This window comes from Paenibacillus sp. FSL R5-0887 (genome assembly GCF_038002305.1).
Lineage (GTDB): Bacteria > Bacillota > Bacilli > Paenibacillales > Paenibacillaceae > Paenibacillus_AQ > Paenibacillus_AQ odorifer.
This window is the reverse complement of sequence record NZ_JBBOCE010000002.1, coordinates 606,052-627,238: the sequence shown is the minus strand read 5'-3', so window position 1 is coordinate 627,238 and position 21,187 is coordinate 606,052. Positions and strand designations below refer to the sequence as shown.

19 protein-coding genes are annotated in these 21,187 nt (G+C 47.0%); 13 read left to right on the top strand and 6 right to left on the bottom strand.

What is annotated here, in order from left to right; genetic code table 11:
* Positions 1–155 precede the first annotated feature (155 nt).
* Complete coding sequence (locus tag MKY14_RS20605) at positions 156–1,511, bottom strand: dipeptidase (protein WP_036680069.1); 1,356 nt, start codon at positions 1,509–1,511, stop codon at positions 156–158.
* A 158-nt stretch (positions 1,512–1,669) separates the two neighbouring features.
* Complete coding sequence (locus tag MKY14_RS20600; RefSeq protein ID WP_076125466.1) at positions 1,670–2,353, bottom strand: SDR family NAD(P)-dependent oxidoreductase; 684 nt, start codon at positions 2,351–2,353, stop codon at positions 1,670–1,672.
* A 115-nt stretch (positions 2,354–2,468) separates the two neighbouring features.
* Here MKY14_RS20600 and MKY14_RS20595 point away from each other — a divergent pair, with 115 nt between their 5' ends.
* The 4 genes from MKY14_RS20595 to MKY14_RS20580 all read left to right on the top strand — a co-directional run bounded on the left by MKY14_RS20595 (position 2,469) and on the right by MKY14_RS20580 (position 4,866).
* Positions 2,469–2,864 carry a winged helix-turn-helix transcriptional regulator gene (locus tag MKY14_RS20595; RefSeq protein WP_244886429.1) on the top strand — a complete coding sequence of 132 codons (396 nt, stop codon included), beginning with the start codon at positions 2,469–2,471 and terminating at the stop codon, positions 2,862–2,864.
* Positions 2,865–2,906: 42 nt separating this feature from the next.
* The gene (locus tag MKY14_RS20590) at positions 2,907–3,860 is read left to right on the top strand and encodes an RNA methyltransferase (RefSeq protein ID WP_076125464.1); all 954 of its coding nucleotides are present in this window, start codon (positions 2,907–2,909) and stop codon (positions 3,858–3,860) included.
* Between the two features lie 33 nt (positions 3,861–3,893).
* Positions 3,894–4,511, top strand: coding sequence for an NUDIX hydrolase (locus MKY14_RS20585; protein WP_076125462.1), 618 nt, complete (start codon positions 3,894–3,896; stop codon positions 4,509–4,511).
* 202 nt (positions 4,512–4,713) lie between these two features.
* The gene (locus MKY14_RS20580; RefSeq protein ID WP_155288093.1) at positions 4,714–4,866 is read left to right on the top strand and encodes a hypothetical protein; all 153 of its coding nucleotides are present in this window, start codon (positions 4,714–4,716) and stop codon (positions 4,864–4,866) included.
* A gap of 101 nt (positions 4,867–4,967) precedes the next feature.
* Here the strand turns inward: MKY14_RS20580 and MKY14_RS20575 are convergent, their stop codons facing one another.
* The 3 genes from MKY14_RS20575 to MKY14_RS20565 form a co-directional block, all read right to left on the bottom strand.
* A complete protein-coding gene (locus tag MKY14_RS20575) occupies positions 4,968–5,435 on the bottom strand; it encodes an ASCH domain-containing protein (protein WP_076125460.1) in 468 nt (155 codons plus the stop codon).
* Between the two features lie 24 nt (positions 5,436–5,459).
* A complete protein-coding gene (locus MKY14_RS20570) occupies positions 5,460–7,421 on the bottom strand; it encodes an ABC-F family ATP-binding cassette domain-containing protein (protein WP_339189975.1) in 1,962 nt (653 codons plus the stop codon).
* 119 nt (positions 7,422–7,540) lie between these two features.
* Positions 7,541–7,708: a hypothetical protein gene (locus tag MKY14_RS20565; RefSeq protein ID WP_162636617.1), complete on the bottom strand. Its 168-nt coding sequence runs from the start codon at positions 7,706–7,708 to the stop codon at positions 7,541–7,543.
* A gap of 178 nt (positions 7,709–7,886) precedes the next feature.
* Here MKY14_RS20565 and MKY14_RS20560 point away from each other — a divergent pair, with 178 nt between their 5' ends.
* The 3 genes from MKY14_RS20560 to MKY14_RS20550 all read left to right on the top strand — a co-directional run bounded on the left by MKY14_RS20560 (position 7,887) and on the right by MKY14_RS20550 (position 11,957).
* A complete protein-coding gene (locus MKY14_RS20560) occupies positions 7,887–8,264 on the top strand; it encodes a PH domain-containing protein (protein WP_036680049.1) in 378 nt (125 codons plus the stop codon).
* A 560-nt stretch (positions 8,265–8,824) separates the two neighbouring features.
* Positions 8,825–10,402 carry a gamma-glutamyltransferase gene (ggt, locus tag MKY14_RS20555; RefSeq protein WP_340978047.1) on the top strand — a complete coding sequence of 526 codons (1,578 nt, stop codon included), beginning with the start codon at positions 8,825–8,827 and terminating at the stop codon, positions 10,400–10,402.
* Between the two features lie 124 nt (positions 10,403–10,526).
* Positions 10,527–11,957, top strand: coding sequence for an amidase family protein (locus MKY14_RS20550; protein ID WP_340978045.1), 1,431 nt, complete (start codon positions 10,527–10,529; stop codon positions 11,955–11,957).
* Positions 11,958–12,325: 368 nt separating this feature from the next.
* On the opposite strand, the gene MKY14_RS20545 is transcribed toward MKY14_RS20550, so the two are convergent.
* Positions 12,326–13,009 carry a hypothetical protein gene (locus MKY14_RS20545; protein ID WP_340977207.1) on the bottom strand — a complete coding sequence of 228 codons (684 nt, stop codon included), beginning with the start codon at positions 13,007–13,009 and terminating at the stop codon, positions 12,326–12,328.
* Positions 13,010–13,680: 671 nt separating this feature from the next.
* On the opposite strand from MKY14_RS20545, the gene MKY14_RS20540 reads away from it, so the two are divergent.
* The 6 genes from MKY14_RS20540 to MKY14_RS20515 all read left to right on the top strand — a co-directional run bounded on the left by MKY14_RS20540 (position 13,681) and on the right by MKY14_RS20515 (position 21,185).
* On the top strand, positions 13,681–15,255 hold the full coding sequence (locus tag MKY14_RS20540) for a PucR family transcriptional regulator (RefSeq protein WP_340977206.1): 1,575 nt from the start codon (positions 13,681–13,683) through the stop codon (positions 15,253–15,255).
* A gap of 95 nt (positions 15,256–15,350) precedes the next feature.
* Complete coding sequence (locus MKY14_RS20535; RefSeq protein WP_312148655.1) at positions 15,351–16,475, top strand: XdhC family protein; 1,125 nt, start codon at positions 15,351–15,353, stop codon at positions 16,473–16,475.
* A complete protein-coding gene (locus tag MKY14_RS20530) occupies positions 16,417–16,989 on the top strand; it encodes an NTP transferase domain-containing protein (protein WP_175617362.1) in 573 nt (190 codons plus the stop codon). Before MKY14_RS20535 ends, MKY14_RS20530 begins: the two co-directional genes overlap by 59 nt.
* Positions 16,990–17,243: 254 nt before the next feature.
* Positions 17,244–18,404 (top strand): BMP family ABC transporter substrate-binding protein, encoded by a 1,161-nt coding sequence (locus tag MKY14_RS20525; protein ID WP_339247114.1) that lies wholly within the window; start codon positions 17,244–17,246, stop codon positions 18,402–18,404.
* 109 nt (positions 18,405–18,513) lie between these two features.
* Complete coding sequence (locus tag MKY14_RS20520; protein WP_076279513.1) at positions 18,514–20,046, top strand: ABC transporter ATP-binding protein; 1,533 nt, start codon at positions 18,514–18,516, stop codon at positions 20,044–20,046.
* On the top strand, positions 20,043–21,185 hold the full coding sequence (locus tag MKY14_RS20515) for an ABC transporter permease (RefSeq protein WP_076276663.1): 1,143 nt from the start codon (positions 20,043–20,045) through the stop codon (positions 21,183–21,185). The genes MKY14_RS20520 and MKY14_RS20515 overlap by 4 nt, the downstream gene beginning before the upstream one ends.
* Positions 21,186–21,187: the final 2 nt, after the last annotated feature.

Sequence of the window (21,187 nt, the reverse complement as noted above, 5' to 3'; positions counted from 1 at the left end):
GTTAAAAGCCTGATTTTTCTTTTAATAATAATGGTGATAGCAATGGTATGGTGGTTTTATAAATGGACTAAGCAATGATGCTCTTTTGTTTGGCCGCATACTAAAAAGCCAGGCTCCCAATTTAGGGAACCTGGCTTTAATTGTTTGTAGGGAGCTTATACAGTCTTTAGGAACTCAACAATGGTGAGTAATCCCTTGTCGAAGTTCTCCAGGTTGAAATGCTCATCCGGTGCATGCAGGTTCTCATCATCGAGACCAAAGCCCATCAGAACGACAGGTGCTTCCAGTACACGGGAGAAGCTCTCCATGATTGGAATGGAGCCGCCGTCTTTGGTGAAGAGGGCGCGGGTTCCATATACTTTGCCATATGCGTCTGCTGCAGTTTGCAGAATAGGATTCGACGGATCGATGTTAAAGGCACGTGCCTTCTCCATTTGCTTAACATGCACTTTCGCTCCGGTCTGAATATTAGCCTTCAGATGTGCTTCAACGGCATCGAGGATATGCTGTGGATCCTGATCGCCTACTAGGCGGCAGGTAATCTTCGCATGGGCTTCTTTAGGGATAACCGTCTTACTGCCTTCCCCTTGGAAACCGCCGTATACGCCGTTAAGCTCAAGCGTAGGACGAGCGCCAATCCGTTCTACAAAGGAATAACCTTCTTCCCCGTATAACGATTCCAATCCAAGACCTTCGCGGATTTTATCTTCATTCACACCTTGCTTCACGAATTCTTCCCGCAGCATTGGGGAAAGTTCAGGAACACCATCATAGAATCCGTCTACAGATACACGTCCTTTGTCGTCATGAAGCGAGCTTAGTAAAGATACTAGGGCATGCAGTGCATTCGGAACACCGCCGCCGTAAGAACCGGAGTGCAGGTCTGTCAAAGCGGTAGTTACATCAACTTCAAGGGAAGCTAGTCCACGTAGCCCAGTGCAGATGGCAGGACGACCGCGTTCCAATAGGGATGTATCGGAGACTAACACCGCATCCGCAGCGAGCTTTTCTTTATTGGCTTCAAGGAACGGAGGCAGATTCACACTGCCGATTTCTTCTTCACCTTCGATGCAAAGCTTGAGATTCACAGGAAGAGTACCTTCTTGTTTCAGGATCGCCTCAATGGCTTTGAGGTGAACGAATACTTGTCCTTTGTCATCTGTTGCTCCGCGTGCATAAAGCTTGCCATCACGAATCTCTGGTTCAAATGGAGGTGTGGTCCATAGGTTTAATGGGTCTACTGGTTGTACATCGTAGTGACCATACACGAGAATGGTTGGTTTGCCTGGAGCATGAAGATAATCGGCATATATAACGGGATGTCCCGCTGTCGGATGCAACTCAATGTTCTCAAGTCCGGCTTTTTTCAGGGTGTCTGTCAGCCAATGGGCTGCCTTCAGTACATCGTCCTTATGTTCAGATAAGGCAGAAATACTTGGAATTCTGAGCCATTGTTTTAGTTCTTCGAGATGTTCATCCCGGTGGGTTGAAAAATAAGTTTCGTATGACATAGTGAGTATGTACCTCCTTAAGTTTTGCTGCGCAAAACCGGCTTTGTAAGCGCCTGGGCATAAGCTTATTGGCCATGCGTGACCGTCTTGTTTAGCATTCTATAGGAACCATTATACTGGAGAACTCACTATGGATCAAAAGCGATGGGGCAAACCTCTCACCAGATGATTGTAGCCGGTGTCACACCTTGGGGAAAAGTATCCTCAGCTTTGCTTTTGTCCATATACATCTCATACCAAACATCAGCGATGAGTCCTGGATCTGTAGCAGTGCCGGGTTTAATGAATACACCAAGTGCTAAATGACCTACATAGATTCCTTGTGGAGCCAAATCTGCATGCAGGTTAAGTGCGTAGTTTCTTAATCCGCTAAGCGCAATGCCAACATTACCCATCATCTGCATGGGATAGACGGAGGACAATCCGGTTGTGAACAGCAGTGCGCCGCTGCGTTTCTCCAGCATCTCAGGCAATACCTGTGCTACGCTGCGGATAGCGGCTACAACCAGTGCCTGAAAGGCATCCTGTGCATTTTCTTCGGTTACTTGTGAAGCAGGAGTAGGAGGGTAATTTCCACTTGTCGGGCTGAATTCGAGCACATCGATAAAGCCGTATTTTTTCTTGATATTATCGAAGGCTGTGGCTACTTGTTCTTTATTGTATACGTCGGCAGGAAAAGCAGCAGCCTCGATATTTAGTGCTTGCAGTTCCTGAACAAGGGTGTTCAGCTTCTCTTCATTTCGAGAGATTAATGCCACTTGAAATCCGTTGGCTCCGAATTTTTTGGCGATTGAGAGTCCTAGGCCGGGTCCAGCACCCATGATGGCAATGGTCTTTTTCATGATTTATTAGTTCCTTTCCGGTTGTTGATTACTAACAGTAACCATGATAAGCTGAATAGGCTTGAGGGACAAGAAGGCACTATTACATGCTTAAGTTACATGGAGGTAACCACAGTTGGAACATTCAAAGGAAGAACCCACCCGGTTCATGCCGATGCTGGAGGATTGCTCCATTACCCGCCAGATTCTGGACAGGGTCGGAGACAAATGGAGTGTACTGATCATAGTCAATTTAGGTGCTGAAGCTTTGCGGTTCAAAGAGTTGCAAAGGCGCTCTGGAGGGATATCACAACGGATGCTGACCCAGACCCTGCGCCATTTGGAACGGGATGGATTAGTTTGGCGTAAAGCGACGCCTACAGTCCCACTGACTGTGGAATACGGTCTGACGAGCATAGGAGAATCATTGTTGGGACCTTTAACCTCGCTTGTGGACTGGGTCAACAAAAACAATGGGAAGATCGCCAAAGCGCGTATAGATTATGACCACCAGCACGATACACAGGAGTAACAAGACAGCAGAACAATTCACTGGGATAGAGGATGGATTATATTGCATACGGAAAGTGGAACAAACACATTTATTTATACTTACACCTGTTCAGAGGACGAATTATCGCTGTGTCAGATGGAGCTGCGATGTCTTTTTGGCGAGCAGGTGCCGACTGCTCTTTTTAAGAGTGAGGTTGAAGTGGATGTCAGCCGCAGTCCCTTCATTAAAGAGCGGATAGATGTAATGTATGAAGGGGATAGTCTGCCTGAGATTTATGATCAAACGGAGCAGGTGGAGCTTGGCGGCAAGACGTTTAAGGTTATTTTTGTGAAGACCAACGATCTGGGCCCTGCAGACAAAATAGAGTATGATGAGCGCAGAGTGATCGAGCGGGAAATTGGGTTGCGGATTGAAGGAGAAGCGGATGTTAACCATCCGGAGCTGGTATACGGCATTGTTACGCTGGGTGGACGCTGGTACTTCGGATCTTATCATAAAAACAAGGCAACTTGGTTCCGCCAAATGAAGAAGCCACGCAGCTATTCTATCGCGCTTAGTACACGTGTTGCCCGTGCCGCGGTTAATATGGCTATTCCGAATCCTGAAGGTATACGTGCTATAGATCCTTGCTGTGGTATTGGAACTGTAATGGTAGAAGCCTTGTCAATGGGAATCGACATGGTTGGACGTGATATTAACCCTATGATTGCTACCGGTGCGAGAACAAATATTGCCCATTTTGGATTCACCAGTGAGGTAACGCTTGGGGATATTGCGGATATCACTGATCATTACGATGTAGCCATTGTAGATATGCCATATAATCTATATTCTAGTATTACACCTGAGGAGCAGTTCGCGATTCTAGTGAATGCGCGACGGATTGCAGATCGGGTGGTTATCGTTGCGATTGAACCGATGGACGAGATGATCACTGAAGCTGGATTTACAATCATAGACCGTTGTGAAGCTAAAAAAGGAGCCTTCTCGCGTCATTTAATGCTTTGCCAGTAATCCTAATCAAGGTACCGAAAAAGGGGTGCAGCAATGGAGCAGAAATGGTTAACGTGGGCCAAAGAAATTCAGGCCATCGCACAGACTGGATTAACTTATGCTAAGGATGTTTATGATATAGAACGGTATCAAGCTTTGCGGGAGCTCAGTGTAGATATCCTCGCTAATTATACCTTCGAAAGCAAGGAGAGAATTAGACTCTCCTTTGCGGGTGAAGGGGGTTATGCTACTCCAAAAGTTGATGTCCGTGGTGTTGTATTCCGGGAGGATGAAATTCTACTTGTTCGCGAGAAGTTGGACGGGAATTGGGCGCTTCCTGGTGGTTGGGGAGACATTGGACTGTCCCCGAGTGAGGTTGTTGTGAAAGAAATCAAAGAGGAATCGGGTTTTGAGGCAGAAGCAGTTCGCTTACTGGCTGTATTAGATAAGAAATTTCATAACCATCCACCGGAGCCTTATCACGTGTATAAGTTCTTTATTTTATGCCGCATTGTGGGCGGAGAGGCAATGGAAGGGGTAGAGACAAGCGAAGTTTCTTTTTTTGCAGAAGATAAGCTGCCTGAGCTCTCAGCAGAGCGGAATACAGAGGCACAGATTCGGACGATGTTTGAATATTTACGAAATCCGGAAAAAGTAGTAATATTGGACTAAGAATCTGCATATACTGTATGACTTCCGCAAATTTAAGTTTTTAATTATTCAAAATTTGGTTAATATCTAATATGTAAGCACTTACAACGGTTTGGCCGCTGAGCCTTTATATCTACCAAAATTCAAAATTTTAATTTTTTGGGTCGAGCGGTCTACATTTTTTCCTCTACTGTGACGATAAGATATTTTAGGAGGGGATCGCATGGAACAAGAAGAATTGAGCATTCCATTGAAACAGGAAAATGTGGTGCGTCCTGCAGAAGGCAATATTGCCACTGGGCTGGTTTGGGGTATCTTAATCAGCATTCCGTTATGGATCTCTGTTATTGGCTGGATTTTGGGATTTTGGCACTAAACCATAAATTAATGAGGATCTAATTCTGTTGAATTTATAGTATACACAAAAGGCTGTCCCTTCCTTGTGGAAGAGACAGCCTTTTGCGTTTTCTGAAGATCTTAGCCTTTTGTATATACCACTTTAAAATTCTCACAAACAACTTTCATCTTTGGATCAAAGGGTTTGTTTAAGAATTTTAAGGATTCTCGGGTGAAGAACTGCTCATGATCATGACGCCATGACTTAAGCGTCCGGTCACCCTCTCCTTCAGTATAGGCAAACTCAGCGCTAACCTCATCAAAAGGTATAATTTGTACCTCTGTAGTAATAATTATTGCCTGCGGATCACCAGAACCATCCAGCACGATACTGTGCCCGCCAACTTGCGGAAACGTCTCGTCACAAGTTTCAAATATATCATAATTTGAAGCAGTTCCTGTCTTGATCCCACGAATCACCAGATCGAGCAGTTTATCGGCCATCTGGGGACTGTCACCAAAGGCCCAGGCGTCATATTTATCCGCTTTTTGTGGATGAAGCTGGGTATATTCTTTCCATAACAACTTAATTTTCTCTTTGTTGCTCATATGCTCATCTCCTTATAGATCAATTTATAGATCAGTTGTCTCCATCCATCCTGTATAGAGCTCATCCAACTGTTCCTGTATCGCATCACGTTCTTGTTGCAGTTCAGCAAGTTCAACTGCATCGCTGCTGATCAGGGGCTCTAACATCTTGGCATCGATCACGCCAAGGCGTTTCTCTACCTCTGCAATGGCCGTTTCCCAGTCGAAGGTGGTGTTTTTCCTACGGGAACTGGAGAATTTAGCGTTGGTTTCTTTCCCTGAATTGTTAGATTGAGGCTTATCAGAGCCTGAACTTGTTCGTTCTGCAGAGAAAGGTTTAGCTTGATCCGCAAAAGAGGGAGCTAATAATGCTTTTTCAGCTTGTTTTTCCTTGTAATATTCATAGTTTCCGTTGAACACTCCAAACCGCCCGTCTTCAATGGACCATAGTTTGTGAAATAGACGATTGATGAAATAACGGTCATGAGATACCGCCAGAACTGTGCCTGGAAACTCCTCTAATGCTTCTTCGAGTGCTTCACGAGAATCTATGTCCAGATGATTGGTCGGCTCATCGAGAATCAGCAGGTTTGGCTTGCGATGCATTAGTACAGCGAAACGCAGGCGGGTCCATTCACCACCGGACAGATTCGTAATGTCTTTGAATACATCGGGACCATAGAATAGGAAACGTGCAAGCTGCCCGCGAGCTTCACCTTCTTCAAGTCCAGCTTCTTCGCGGAAGTAGCGGAGTACAGACTGTTTGTTATTTTCCGGAACAGCCTCTTGTGCGAGGTAGCCGACCACAGTTCTTGAACCGAGTGTACAGCTTCCGCTGTCCGGGGTTTCCTGCCCTAAAATAATTCTTAAAAGTGTACTTTTACCTGCCCCGTTACCGCCGATGAGTGCCGTAGTCTCTCCGTAGCGAAGCACTTCGTTTGCCTCTGTGAAAAGGCTTCGCTGACCATATGCTTTTCCGATATCCTCCAAAATGACAACCTGATTACCGGAACGGTCATTTTGCTGTAGCTGCAAATCCATTGATTTGCGCTCCAGAATGGGACGTTTAACCTTCACCATACGATCCAGTGCTTTTTGCATGGATGCTGCTCTCCGGTAAAAGGAAGGGTTAGGAGGAGTCCCGCGATTGCCAAATTCAATGAGACGTTTGATGCTTTCCTGCATTTGTTTTATTTTTTTCTGCTGCTCTTGATAATCAGCAAATTGTTGAAGAAGTCGTGTTTCCTTCTCCACTTGATAGCCGCTGTAGTTGGTGTGGAAGGTAAAAGCCTCGCCATCTTCAATCTCGATGACTTTCTTGACTACAGCGTCCAGAAAGTAGCGGTCATGGGAGATCGCCAGCACTGTTCCATCATAACTCTGTAAAAATTGCTCCAACCATTCGATGGCATTCATATCGAGATGATTGGTTGGTTCATCCAGTAGAAGGATGTCTGGACGGCGCAGCAGCAGCTCCGCAAGTCCGACTTTTGTTTTTTCTCCTCCTGAAAGAGAGGCGAACAGTCGGCTGTATTGTCCGGTTCCGATCCCGAGACCGGAGGCTACGCGCTGAATAGAGGATTCGATCTCGTAACCTCCGGCGGCCTCGAACTTATCCTGCAAGCTGCCATATTCTTTTAACAGCCGATTCCAGAGGGTTTCATCCGTTCCGCTGTTAAAGCTGGACATTTCCAGCTCAAGCTCCCGCAGGCGGTGCTGCCATTGCAAAGGTTCAGCAAAGCTGCGCTGTAGAACATCATATACGGTTTCTTTTTCGCTAACTTCTTGTATTTGAGCCAGCAGGCCTACTACGCTACCTTTGCGTATTGAGATTTGCCCTTCATCGGGACGTTCTTCCCCGTTCAGCAGGTGGAATAGTGTCGTTTTGCCACAACCGTTGCGGCCGATCAGGCCAATTTTTTCCCCTTGGCGGATATCGAAGGTAATGCTATTCAGCACGAGTTGTGCCCCGTGGTATTTTTGAACATTTTGGCATTGGATGATCATATATATTCTCCTTTAAGAATGCCCTTCGCACCGCCAGTACCCTAAATGGCTCCGAAATCCTGTAAAAAACCATAAAAAAAACCGTAGGGAAATTTCCCCACGGCCTTATCATTCTCCGGTTAACTGATCCGTCCGGGTGATGGCAGGAAAGGCATTTCACAATTGTGTAGTGTTATTAAATTCATACAAATGGACAGACTTCTCCCGTTATCGCCATTTACATGAGCAATGCCAGCTATCGCTTTAGGTAGCCGACTCATAACACTGTTGGTCCAATTGTGATCCATTCCTTCCACACCCCTCTCTTAGTAAATTTAATGACAGTGTAATCAAAAATCAAAAAATAAGCAAGTAAAAAGATGTCAGAGAGTATTTTTACACAGCATAGAATATGAAAAATAGAATAATATGGTTCTGTAGTGGGGGGCAAGTGGCTAAATTTAACGGATGAAAAGAGGAAGAGATATGGCACTTTTTGACGGATTAATGGGCAATGCATCGCAAGTGAATCTTACGGAGGTCCAGCGGGAATACGCACAAATTCTTGCCCCTCAGGAGAAAATTGAACGCGCCTATAAGCTGATTAGAGATATGTTCATTTTTACGGACAAGCGGCTTATTTTGGTGGATAAACAAGGTCTGACGGGCAAAAAAACAGAATATCATTCGATCCCTTACAAAAGCATCTCGCATTATTCCGTGGAGACGGCAGGGCATTTTGATCTGGATGCGGAGCTATGTATCTACATTTCCAGCAGCACGCTTCCGGTGAAGAAGACCTTCAATAAATCCGTAAATATTTACGAGGTGCAGGCCGTGTTATCGCAATATATTTTAAAATAAATTGTTTATTCGGTGTTCCAAAGCACAAGCCCCCCTAAGTAAAAGTGGCTAAGATTACTAAGGTTAGATGCAGTTAGACATATCTGAGATAGGCAGAGCCACAATACATAACCGAGATAGGCAGCCAGTGGAGGAAATAGGTTAGAGACATAACCGAGATAGGTAGCTATATGGCGGCAAAAGGTGACTATATATATTCGAGATAGGCAGCCATTTGGCGGCAAAAGGTGACGGAAGTACTCCATGGGTGTATGCGGCTCCCTGTAATTAAAATGATTTTATAATATTCGTAGGCGTGATTCTACAAGGTTAAACAAAGAGGACCTCTTATTTGTGCATAGCTCACAAAAAGAAGAGGTTTATTTTGCGTTTCAGCGTAACCGATTGACAAAGGATTTTCGTGTAATGTTAAATGACACTAATTAAACCAGAAGTTATAGGGGGCTCGCAGAGGAACCTGCCGCAGAATATAGGAGATTGAATATGATGGAGAAACCCGCCGCAAAAAAATAAGGAGTTGGGACATGGCGGAAAAACCCGTAAAACATAGGGGGATGGGCATGGTGGAGAAACCCGTAATAGGCACAAAAACTATGGTAGTTAGCCCCCATTATTTAGCCTCGGCTGCTGGTGCACGTATGCTGGAAAAAGGGGGGAATGCCTTTGATGCAGCGGTGGCGATCAGTGCGACATTAGCTGTAGTATATCCACATATGACGGGGCTAGGCGGAGATTCCTTTTGGTTGACCTATAACACGCAAGAGGCGCGTGTTCGGGCCTATAACGGAAGCGGGCGCTCCGGGTACGGAGTCCGCAGAAGCAGCTACGCCGGGGAAGCTTTCATCCCGCGGCGGGGGATTCGCAGCGCCATTACGGTGCCGGGGATGGCGGACAGTTGGGATGCCATACTGAGTAAGTATGGCCGCTTTACGCTGGCGGAAGTACTGGAGCCTGCCGTTGGTTACGCTTTGGAAGGGTTTCCGCTGTCGCCGGATCAGCGGAATAACACGGCTGTTGCGGGCTCTGCGCTGTCACCGGAGGCGGCAGCGATTTACACGCCAGGCGGCGTGATTCCTTGTGCTGGATCGCGATTCCAGCAAAAACAGCTGGCGGCCACCCTGCGGACATTGGCGGCGGGTGGGCGGGATGCTTTTTATAAGGGAAAGATTGCGGAGGACATCTGTGACTTTATGCTGGCATCTGGCGGGTATCTGACTCGGGATGACTTTGCGGATCATCAGGGCGAGTGGGGCGAGCCGCTTCATACGGATTATCACGGGCATACGGTGTACCAAGTGCCGCCTAACTCTCAAGGTTTCACAGGACTAATGAGTCTTAATATGTTGGAATATTTCAATTTTGAAGCAATCGAGCATGGATCGTATGAATATTATCACCTGCTTGTTGAAGCGTTGAAGTTAAGCTTCCGCGATCGGGATAGGGTGCTTACGGATCCGGATTTTAGTGCTATACCTTTGGAGCAGCTGCTGGATAAACGTTATGCAGGACAATTAGCGTCTGCGATTTCGATGCAAAAAGCTGCACAACTGACAAGTCAGCCTATCGGCAGTGATACAGCTTATGCTGCAGTTGTGGATGAAGACGGGAATGCGGTCTCTTTTATTCAGAGTCTGTATTTTGAATTTGGTTCGGGCGTGATCGCTGGGGATACGGGGATTTTGCTGCAGAATCGAGGTTCGTTTTTTTCGCTGGATCCCGGGCACATCAATACGCTTGAGCCGCATAAGCGCAGCTTCCACACACTGATGCCAGCGATGGCCTGCCGCGAGGGAAAACCTGCAATTCTGTATGGGACGCAAGGTGGCGAAGGTCAACCACAGACTCAAACTCTGCTGCTTACACGGATGCTGCATTATGGCATGAATCCACAAACGGCTGTGAATGAGCCGCGTTTTGTGTGGGGGAGAACGTGGGGAGAGCCTACGCAAGAACTGAAGGTGGAGAGTAGGGTAGCTGATGAGGTGCTGGCAGATTTGGCCGCAGCCGGTCATATTGTCCGGAAAGTAGATGACTATGATGGGGTTATGGGTCACGCTCACGTGATTTCGATAGATGACAATGGATACCGGAGTGGGGGAACGGACCCGCGCTGCGATGGTGCGGCGATTGGGTGGTAGGTATAGGAATGATGGAGCGGCCGGAAGGACTCTGAAGGAATCGTAGGAGAAAAGGTGACGGATTCGAAAGGCTGTTAGAGGGATTGTAATAGTAATGGTGAGGGGAGGAGGAGTAATTATGGTTTTGGATAATCGGTATGGTGCGTTTATAGATCCTGAGCTTACGGTTGAGAGTTTAGGTAGCGGGATATTGGATGGACTGACCTTTGCAGTAAAAGATGTATTCGCTGTAGCTGGACACAGCTCTTCTGCAGGTAATCCTGATTGGCTGCATAGCCACCATCCGTCCACGGAGCATGCGGTGGCTATACATCGTTTACTTTTGTCGGGTGCTACACTTCGTGGTGCTGCCCATACGGATGAGTTGATGTATAGTCTGGGCGGCGAGAACCTTCATTTTGGAACGCCGATTAATCCGCGTGCTGTAGGTCGTATCCCGGGCGGATCTTCAAGTGGTTCGGCAGTAGCGGTAGCTTCTGGTAGTGTTGATTTTGCGCTCGGTACGGACACCGGTGGCTCAATTCGAGTACCTTCCTCCTATTGCGGAGTATATGGCTTTCGACCAACGCATGGAGCTGTAGATTTTCAAGGTGTTATTCCATTATCTCCGGCTTTTGATACCGTTGGCTGGATGTCAGATCGTTTGGATGTGCTCCAGAAGGTAGGGGAAGTGTTGCTTGTGGCTGGGAGTACATCTGTGAAGATGGCGAAGAAAATAGAAAGTAGTATAGAGGAAACTGTAGGGAAGAGCATAGAGAAGAATGTAATTAAAAATTTAGAGAACAACCTAGAGGGAGACATGGTGAAGACTGATGAAAATAATTTAGAAATGAGCCAGAAAGAAAGTTTAGAAACGATTTTGGAGAAGCGTATTGAGAAGAGTGCTGAGAAGAGTACGGAGAAAATTTTAGAGATTGGCCCGGAAAACAAGGTAAAAAAGAATATGGAAGACAAAAATAAAATGGGTACTTTATTTGTTGCTACTGACTGCTGGGCTTTGGTTAATCTGGAGAATGCAGCTATTTTATCGGAGGGATTAAGGTGTTTGCGATCCGGGGCAGATCATCTCATGGAGATAGAGATTGCTTTGGAGGGTTTAAAGGACTGGATGGATGTTTTTAGAGAATTGCAGGGGAATGAAATTTGGGAAACTCATGGCGCTTGGATTGAGAACGAGAAACCAGTCTTTGGACCTGATATTGCAGCGCGATTCTCGTGGGCTGCTAGTTTGGCGGAAGTGGATCATAGTGTTGCGAAATGTAAGCAAAAAGAGATTTCTAATCAGATGCGCTTGCTGCTAGGTGAGGACAATTGTCTTGTGATTCCGACAGTTCCGGGACCAGCGCCGCTGCGCGGAGGGGATTTGCGCCAATTGGAGGAGAATCGTAGCGGTGCGATGATGTTGAGTTGCATAGCAGGGTTGGCGGGTTTGCCTCAGGTAACAATACCTATGCTCTCCACAAGTGGATTGCCACTGGGATTATCCGTTATTGCCGGACATGGTCAGGATCTCCGGTTACTCTCTTGGGTGAATGAAGTGTGGCAGCTATCCTGAGAGGCTGGGTGCAGTGGTCTTGAAAAAGTGATACTAAACAGACTGAAGGTACTGAACAACATATCTTGATGATACTTTTCTAGTTACTGTTAACCGGTACTCCTCCATTACCCTCTAGGAATACACTCTAGAAATACACTCTAGGAGTACACTCTTGGAATACACTCTAAGAATATACTCTTGGAGTACACTCTTGGAATACACTTTTGGAATACACTCTTGGATTACATTCTAGCAATACACTCTAACGCCACACTCACTTATTCATTCACAAATTAACGAAATGCACATGTCATTCCCTCCTGCTTTTAGTTTTATTGACACCTGGGAGCCTAGTGGAGTTGCTTTTAATACTAAGGCAGTTGGAGTTAGCTCAATAGTGGGGCAGTAGTGTGAAAAGATAAATTCAGCGCTCGATTGTGTGGTGTAAGACCAGTGGAATTAAGTGAATACGTCGCTGGAGAGAAAAGAACGGTATAAATCCCGCAGAAATCGGAGAAATGGCTAAAGAAGCTAAAAAGAACGGTATAAATCCCGTAGAAGTCGGGGAAATGGCTCAAGTAAATGAAAAGAACGGTATAAATCCCGCAGAAGTCGGGGAATTGGCTCAAGTAAATGAAAAGAACGGTATAAATCCCGTAGAAGTCGGGGAATTGGCTCGAGTAAATGAAAAGAACGGTATAAATCCCGTAGAATGTGGCAAAGACGCCTATGTAGCCAAAAAGAAGAGCAAAAGTGCCCTCCACCTCGGCAATTCCGGCCGAATAGCTGAAAAAAAGGGCAAAAGTGCCCTTCATCTCGGCAATTCCGGCCGAATAGCCAAAAAGAAGGGCAAAAGTGCCCTCCACCTCGGCAATTCCGGCCGAATAGCTGAAAAAAAGGGCAAAAGTGCCCTTCATCTCGGCAATTCCGGCTGAATAGGCAAAAAGAAGGGCAAAAGTGCCCTTCACCTCGGCAATTCCGGCTGGAAAGCTGAAAAAAAGGGCAAAAGTGCCCTCCACCTCGGCAATTCCGGCCGAATAGCTGAAAAAAAGGGCAAAAGTGCCCTTCATCTCGACAGTTCCGGCCGAATAGCTGAAAAGAAGGGCAAAAATGCCTCACACCTCGGCAATTCCGGCCGAATAGCCAAAAAGAAGGGCAACAGTGCCCTTCATCTCGGCGATTTCGGCCAAACAGCCAAAAAGAAGGGCAAAAAAGCCCTCCACTTCTACCAGCAGCAGTAGATCTATAAGCGCTTGTACCTCCGCCACAGCTACAGTGGGGTGGTATTATCTCTACTCGTATGGATCTCCTCCACCGATCAATTCCCCGTCTTGCAGCGCTGGTGTGCCTGCGACTTCGATCCGATGGCCAATGCGAATGGCCCGAGAATACCCTCCCATCAACTCCCATGTTGAACCCGTAAAAACTTGTTTTTACTCGAAAGCCCTCCCTCAACTCCACCTACTATTTTCCAATCCCCTTATACAGTTCACATGAACGATATGAGCTAAAGTTCAATAATTCATCATTCATAATTCATAATTCATAATTCATAATTCATCATTCATAATTCGTAATTCATAATTCATCATCCATGTTCATTTTGTGTTAGGTTTATTTACATTTAATCATGAAAATTTAACTTCCCTCTATTCAACACGGTTCATTTTAATTATAATGTTACATAAAATAACATTATAAATCAGAAATGGTTCTATTGATCCTAATAAGGAGGGGTGGCATGCATCTTACGGTTGAAGAAGCGTTGTCCATTTATCCTTTGTCCGAGGCGAAGCTTATCGCTGGGTCTAAAGGGAAACATCGAATTGTGAAGTCAATTAATGTGATGGATGCCCCCGATATTTCGGATTGGATCAAAGAAGGCGAGATGCTGCTAACGACAGCCTACTTGATAAAGGACAATATGGAGGAAGCCTCTGCCTTGCTGCAGACTTTAAATCGCCGGGGATCTTCGGCCTTGGGCATTAAGCTGGGGCGGTTTTGGGATGAAGTACCAGAGCAACTGGTCGCAGAAGCGGAGAGTCTTAACTTCCCTCTAATCCAGCTGCCGTTCGAGTTTACTTTTTCGGATCAGATGAATGGTCTGTTTCGCGCCGAGCTTAGCCGCAGCACTCACGTTCTGCAGAGCATTATGGAGAAGCAGAAAAAGCTGATGCAATTCGCCTTAAGATCTGTCCGCAGCCGTCCGTTGTTTGACTCGGTGTCTGAAGTGATTGGTCATTCACTTGTGGTGGTTAGCGCACGGGGGGATGTGATCTACAACAACTCTGAATACCATCCTTCACAGCTGCTGGAGGGGTGGCCATGGCAGAAACGGAATCAGCGCTTTCGTGTGGGAGATCATGTGAGCTACCGTACGCCACTTTTGCAAGGAGAGAAGTGTTCCGGATATCTATTGTTTTGTGCCATCGACCCTTTATTGCTCCCAATGGAAGAAAGTTTGTTTGTTCAGGGAGCTGAACTTATTTCATATCATATTCATTCAGGATACGAAGATTATTTTGAACAGGCAGAACACAGGGAGTTTAGCGGATTGCTGAGACGTTGTTTGAGCGGTAATTTATCTTACACAGATTTGGCGCAGGCTGCTCTCGACTTGGAGATTGAGCTGCTTCAATCACCATTTTGTCTCTTATTGACCGAAACAGCTGCGACTGGGGAAGAACGCCAAGGGGAGCTGCTCAGGCTAAAAGAAGAATATCTTGAACATCCCGGGCTCCGGGAAGTAAAGGGAATTCATGTGATCATAGATCAAGGACTTTTGTCTATATATCCGGGAGATCGTCAGCGTCCTGAACAATTTCGGGATCTAATCCAGGTTTGTTTTGACAACATGAAGTTTGATAAGGGATATTATCCGCGAGCTGCGATAAGCAGTTGTAAAGCGAAGCCGGAGGGGCTGAAGGAGGCTTTTGCCGAGGTAAAGGATTGTATGGGAATGCTTCAGGGCGGGGGAGTAAAAGGGAGTGTTGTGCATTACCGGCAGCTTGAGCTTAACCTGCTGCTCGGGCAAATCCCGGCAGAGGTTATGGAGAAATATTGTAATGGAAGTCTTAGGGGGTTGCTTAGCCGAGAACCGGAGTATGTCAGGGAAATGCTGCGGACGCTGGAAGTTTATCTAGAGAACGATGGTCATGTTAATGAAACGGCTAAGAAACTGTTTATTCATCGAAACACGGCTACCTACCGGATCGAGAAGCTTAGTGAGCTGCTGGACGTCGATTTTAAAAAAATAAATGATCTCATGAGGTTGAAGTTAGTATTCATGTTTCGGAGGATGCTCGGACGGGACTAAGGTCTGAGTTCTAAGGTCTAAGGTTTAAAGTCTAAGGTCTAAGTTCTAAGGTCTAAGTTCTGGATTGAAATGCAAACACGGAGGAGGGGAACCTCGTGAATACACATGAGATCGCCATGCATATTCAAACCCATCAGGGGCCTGCGGTGCTGGCAACGCTGATAGAGGTGGAGGGACACTCGTATCGTAAAGCCGGAGCGGTGATGTTGTTTTTTGAAGGAGGTACGATTGGGAGCCTGAGTCCAGGTTGTCTGGAAAACGATCTGCAACTGCGGACTTCTGAAATCTGGGAACGAGGGCTGCCCGAAATTGTGGAATACAACATGCTGTCTCCGGATGATCTGTCCTGGGGTGAGGTTGTCGGCTGTGGAGGCAAAATCAAAGTAGTGCTTGAACCCGTGCAGGGTCAGCTCTACAAGCTTTTAGTGCAGGCGAGTGACAGATTGGCTAGGGGAGAGAAGCTAATTCTGTTCCGCGAAGCAGTGGAGAACGGTTTTGCCTATAAGCTGGAGCTGGATCCAGACCTTGTACTGCCGCAGAGCAAGAAACATCCGAAATTATCCCACTCGGAAAAAGAAAGCCTGGCGACAGGTCGCTTTATGGCCGCTCCAGCAGAATTGACAGCATTCCATACGTCTTTCGTATCTAAACCGCGGCTTGTGATTTTTGGCGGGGGACGTGATGTGGTTCCTATTGCGGAACTTGCTGACAGAGTTGGCTTTCGGGTAGCGGTTGCGGATTGGCGTGAAGGAAGCTTGCACAATAAGTTTCCTCGAGCTGAACAAGTAATTTGTTCCCCCATGGAGGTTGTTCAGCGATTGGGCGTAGCTCGGGAGGATTATGTATTGATTTGCAGTCATCAACTTGGGCGGGATAGACAGTTCCTGGAGAGTGTGATTCCGCTTGCTCCTCTATATATAGGGATTATCGGTTCGAAGGCGCGAATATCTCTTTTACTGGAAGGGTTTGAGGCTCCTGCATCTTTGCATGCACCTGTAGGGTTGCCGATTGGAGGAGAAGGTCCGGAGGAGATTGCGGTCAGTATTATAGCAGAAATTATTCAAATTAGAAGGGTGGGCTCACGAGAGCTGCCCAAAGGAGCGGATAGTATTGAAGGTAGCAGGAATATATTTGGCAGCGGGGCAGAGCAGGCGGATGGGCGTGTCCAAGGTTTCGCTGAAATTGTCGCAGGAGGTCTCCCTCGGGAGCGTCGCGCTTAGTGAATTGGATCGTTGCAATCTAGAACCGCTAATCGTGGTAGTGCGTGCGGATGACAACTTGGAATGGCTGCCACCCGCGATTGAGCCGCAAGGCTCCAGACGTACCGAAACTTGCTTAACCGCACATCTAGGATTGTCTTTTTCACTGCGCTGCGGCCTTAATGCGGTATTGCCTTTACAGCCCGATGCAGTAGTTGTGGCGCTTGCGGATCAGCCATTTATTACTACAGCATTAGTGAACCGTCTAATACAAACGTTTGAACAATCTCCGGAGATGGATTATGTCGCTAGCGTCAGTAATGGGTCGGCTATGCCCCCGGCTTTGTTCTCGAAGACGTTGTTTCCAGCACTACAGGGATTAGATGGAGATCGAGGAGCGGCGGGGATATTGCGTTCACCTGATTATAAGGGGATTGTTCTGGAATCTGAGTCTGCCCATTATTTCATGGACGCAGATACAAAAGAAGATTTTGGTGAGATTCAGGAGCAATGGATTCTGAGAAATGGAAAGTGAAGTAAAGAATAGTCTGGAAAGTAATCTGAAAAGTAATCTGAAACAGTGTTCCTTTTCCACCTTTGGTCATATAATATGACACACAACTCACCTTACGAAAACCAATTAGTGCATTACACACAAAAAAAGTTCTGATTCTTATATTCCTATACAAACGTATGTTATATAAATTTACGCCAAGGCCACCTCTAAGTATAGTAGAAGTACATTAATGGTTGCAGCCATGATGAGAGATGATTTGGAGGAGGAGAATTATGAAAAAAAGGGGTCAGTTCATAACATCTTGTCTTGCATTAATGGTTCTAATGACGGTGGCTTTGGTGGGGTGTGGCAGCAATAATAATACTTCTACAAATGCAACGGAGGCACCAGCGACAACTACAGCGGCAACAGAGGCAACTGCAACAACAGAACCGGCTGCAAAGAAACCGACGGTTGCTTTTGTTTATATCGGACCTCCAGGGGATGGCGGCTACACGTACCAACATGATCAAGGACGGTTGTATATGGAGAAGGAGCTTGGGATTAAAGCTGACTTTGTAGAAAATGTCCCTGAAAGTGCTGACGCCGAACGAATCATCACAGAGCTTGCGCAATCACACGACATCGTGTTTACAACGAGCTTCGGATATATGGATTTTACATTAAATGTAGCGGGCAAATTTCCCAACGTGAAGTTCCTGCATGCTTCGGGTTACAAAACCGCAGAGAACATGGGGACCTACTTCGGGAAGAACTATCAGGCCAGCTATCTGAGCGGCATAGCGGCAGGAAAAATGACCAAAAACAATCAGCTGGGTTATGTGGGTGCTTTTCCGATCAGCGAAGTGATCTATAACTTGAATGCTTTTACCCTTGGAGCACAAAGTGTCAATCCTGATGTACAGGTGAATGTGGTATGGACGAATACATGGTATGACCCGACGACTGAACGTCAAGCGGCAATCAGCTTGCTGGATAAGGGGGCGGATGTGCTTTTGGCCTATCAGGATTCACCTGCAACCCTGCAGGCTGCTGCTGAACGAGGGGCTTTTGCCGGGGGAAATGACTCGGATATGAGTAAATACGCTCCGGACAATTATTTGACGAATCCGGTATGGAATTGGGGGCCGTATTACGTAAAAGCTGTGCAGGCAGTTATGGATGGAACCTGGAAGAGCGAGCAATATTCGGGTGATATGGCTGACGGTATGGTGGAGCTGGCTCCTTTCGGGAACAAGATCCCAGATGATGTGAAAAAGCTTGTCGAAGACGCCAAAGCCAAAATTATCAGTGGTGAGCTTGAGGTTTTCACAGGTCCGATCTCAGATAATCAAGGGAATGTGAAGGTTCAGGAGGGTCAGAAGCTGACCTTGGAGGAAGTGCTGGGCATGAACTGGCTCGTAAAAGGTGTGGAAGGAACTATCCCGCAATAATGTTTAAAAATAGGGAATAAGATGTGCACAATCTATGGGTGGGGCGGGTTCCGTTAAGCGGAAACTTCCCCACCCGTACTACAACTTGAAGGAAGGAGGGGTTCAGGCCATGCGGGGAACTTCAGTTGAAATGCGGGGGATTGTGAAAAAATTCGGCTCGGTAACCGCCAGTGATCAAGTCGACTTTTCGGCAAATGCGGGTGAGATTCATGCGTTGCTTGGGGAGAATGGGGCCGGGAAGAGCACGGTGATGAGCATGCTGTCAGGGGTGTACAGAGCAGATGAAGGAGAAATCTTCATTCATGGGAAAGGTGCTCAGATCCGTTCTCCTAAAGATGCTGCGCAGCTGGGTGTAGGTATGGTGTTTCAGAACTTTAGGCTGGTGCAAAGCCTCACAGCAGCAGAAAATATCGTGCTTGGCGAAAAGTCGTCTTTCTGGCGCGGCCGTAAGTGGATGAAGAACAAACGCGAGGAGATAGAGGCATTAGCGGAACGGTTTGGACTGAATTTCCCGGTGGATCGCCCGATCTGGCAGTTGTCCGTGGGTGAGCAGCAGCGTGTTGAAATCGTTAAGACGCTGTATCGCGGGGCTGACATTATTATTCTGGATGAACCAACCTCTGTATTGACCCCGGGAGAGGTGGAACAGCTATTTGAAACGCTGAGGGTCATGAAGCAGGCAGGAAAAACGGTCATTATGACTACTCATAAAATGAAAGAGGTTATGGCGTCCTCCGATCGGATTTCCGTCATGCGCAAAGGGAAAATGATCGCCACACTGACCACGGCAGATACAGATGAACTGGAGCTGGCTCGTCTGATGGTGGGCAAGGAAGTAACCATCACTCGTCAAGAACGGGAAGCCACTGAAGGGGATTCTTTATTAGTAGTGAAAGATGTGGACGTATATGCCGATCACGGGCGAAAAGCACTGGATCACTTCTCACTGAACGTATGTAAAGGGGAGATTGTAGGCGTAGCTGGGGTAGCTGGTAACGGGCAAAAGGAACTGGCTGAAGTGTTAACAGGTCTTAGAGGCTGGAAAAGTGGTGAAATCACGTTTGATGGAAAAACGGTGAAATCGGCTTCGGTTAGAGGGGCAATTGATTCAGGAATCTCCCACGTGCCGGAGAACCGGATGAAGAGCGGTTTAGCTGGACGCCTCGGATCGGTGGATAATCTTTTGTTTAAGTCTTACCGCTCAGAGGAGCACTCCAAATTTGGTTTCTTGAAGTCCGCGAAGAACCGTTTGTGGTCACAGGAGCTGGTCCAGCGCTTTAACGTCAAAACACCTGAGCTGGAGACGCCAGTACAACAGTTGTCAGGTGGTAATCAGCAGAAGCTGCTCTTTGCACGTGAAATCAGTCATCGGCCTAAGCTGATGGTCGCCGTTCATCCGACACAAGGGCTGGATGTAGGTGCCACGGCTGGTGTTCACGACCTTCTTATGGAGTTGCGCGGTTCAGGTAGTGGCGTGTTGTTAATTTCGGAGGATTTAGATGAATTGCTTCAGTTGTCCGACCGGATTCTAGTGATCTATAACGGCTCAATTATTGGTGAGAGTACACATGAGGAAGCGAATCGAGAGAGCATCGGACTACTAATGGCTGGTATTCATAATAGAGAGGAGAGCGCCGTATGAGCCCGGAGAATGGAAGAAATACCGCAGCAGCTGTACTGGAACCCCTCCCCTCTCACTCCGGAAAACGATTCTCTCTACGTTTCGAATACGATGCCAGCCGCATCCGTTCTCCTTGGTGGACACCTATTGTATCTATAATTTTAGCGCTATTGTTGTGTGCCCTATTTATTGCGGCGAATGGCATGAATCCGGTGCTGGTCTATGAAAAAATGTTCCGTGGCGCATTTGGCACTGCGTATGGGCTCACGGAAACGATGGTTAAAGCGATCCCGCTACTCCTATGTGGGCTTGGGATTGCTGTGGCTTACCGCATTTCGGTATGGAATATTGGAGCAGAAGGCCAGTTAACCGTTGGGGCTATGGCGGCCACAGCGGTCACGATTTATTTTCCTGACTTACCTTCATTCTGGTCCCTGAGCTTAATGCTGCTGTTCGGGATTGCCGCGGGTGCGCTTTGGGGACTGCTGACTGCTATTCCGCGGACGCATTTTGGAGTGAATGAGCTAATCACTTCATTAATGCTGAATTATGTTGCCCTATTGGCGCTCGATTACGTGGTATTCGGACCTTGGAAAGATCCTAAAGGTTTTAATTTCCCGGGATCCCCTATGTTTACTGCGGCTCAGTCGCTGCCTGTTCTCGGAAGTACAAGATTGCATATTGGATTGTTATTTGGACTTATCGCCGTTGTGATTTATTACTTAATGATTCGTTTTACCAAGTGGGGTTACGAGCTCCGTCTGATCGGGGCCAATCCTGTTGCAGCCAGATACGCGGGGATTCCTATCAAGCGCCATATTATTATCGTCATGCTGATCAGTGGGGGGCTCGCCGGGATCGCTGGCATGGCGGAGGTCTCCGGTGTTACACACAAGCTGATGCAGGGCATTTCACCGGGTTATGGATACACCGCCATTATTGTGGCTTGGTTGGCCAAATTGAATCCACTCGGTCTAATCGTTACTTCTATTTTATTCGGTGGCTTAATTGTTGGCGGATATAGTGTTCAAACCATCGGGCTGCCCTCATCGATATCAGAAATGCTGCAGGGCTCCATCCTGTTTTTCTTGATTGCTGGCGATATGATCTATCGTTTCCGCATTCGTCGTAGCCGGGTTCAGCTGAAAGGGGGGAGATAGGC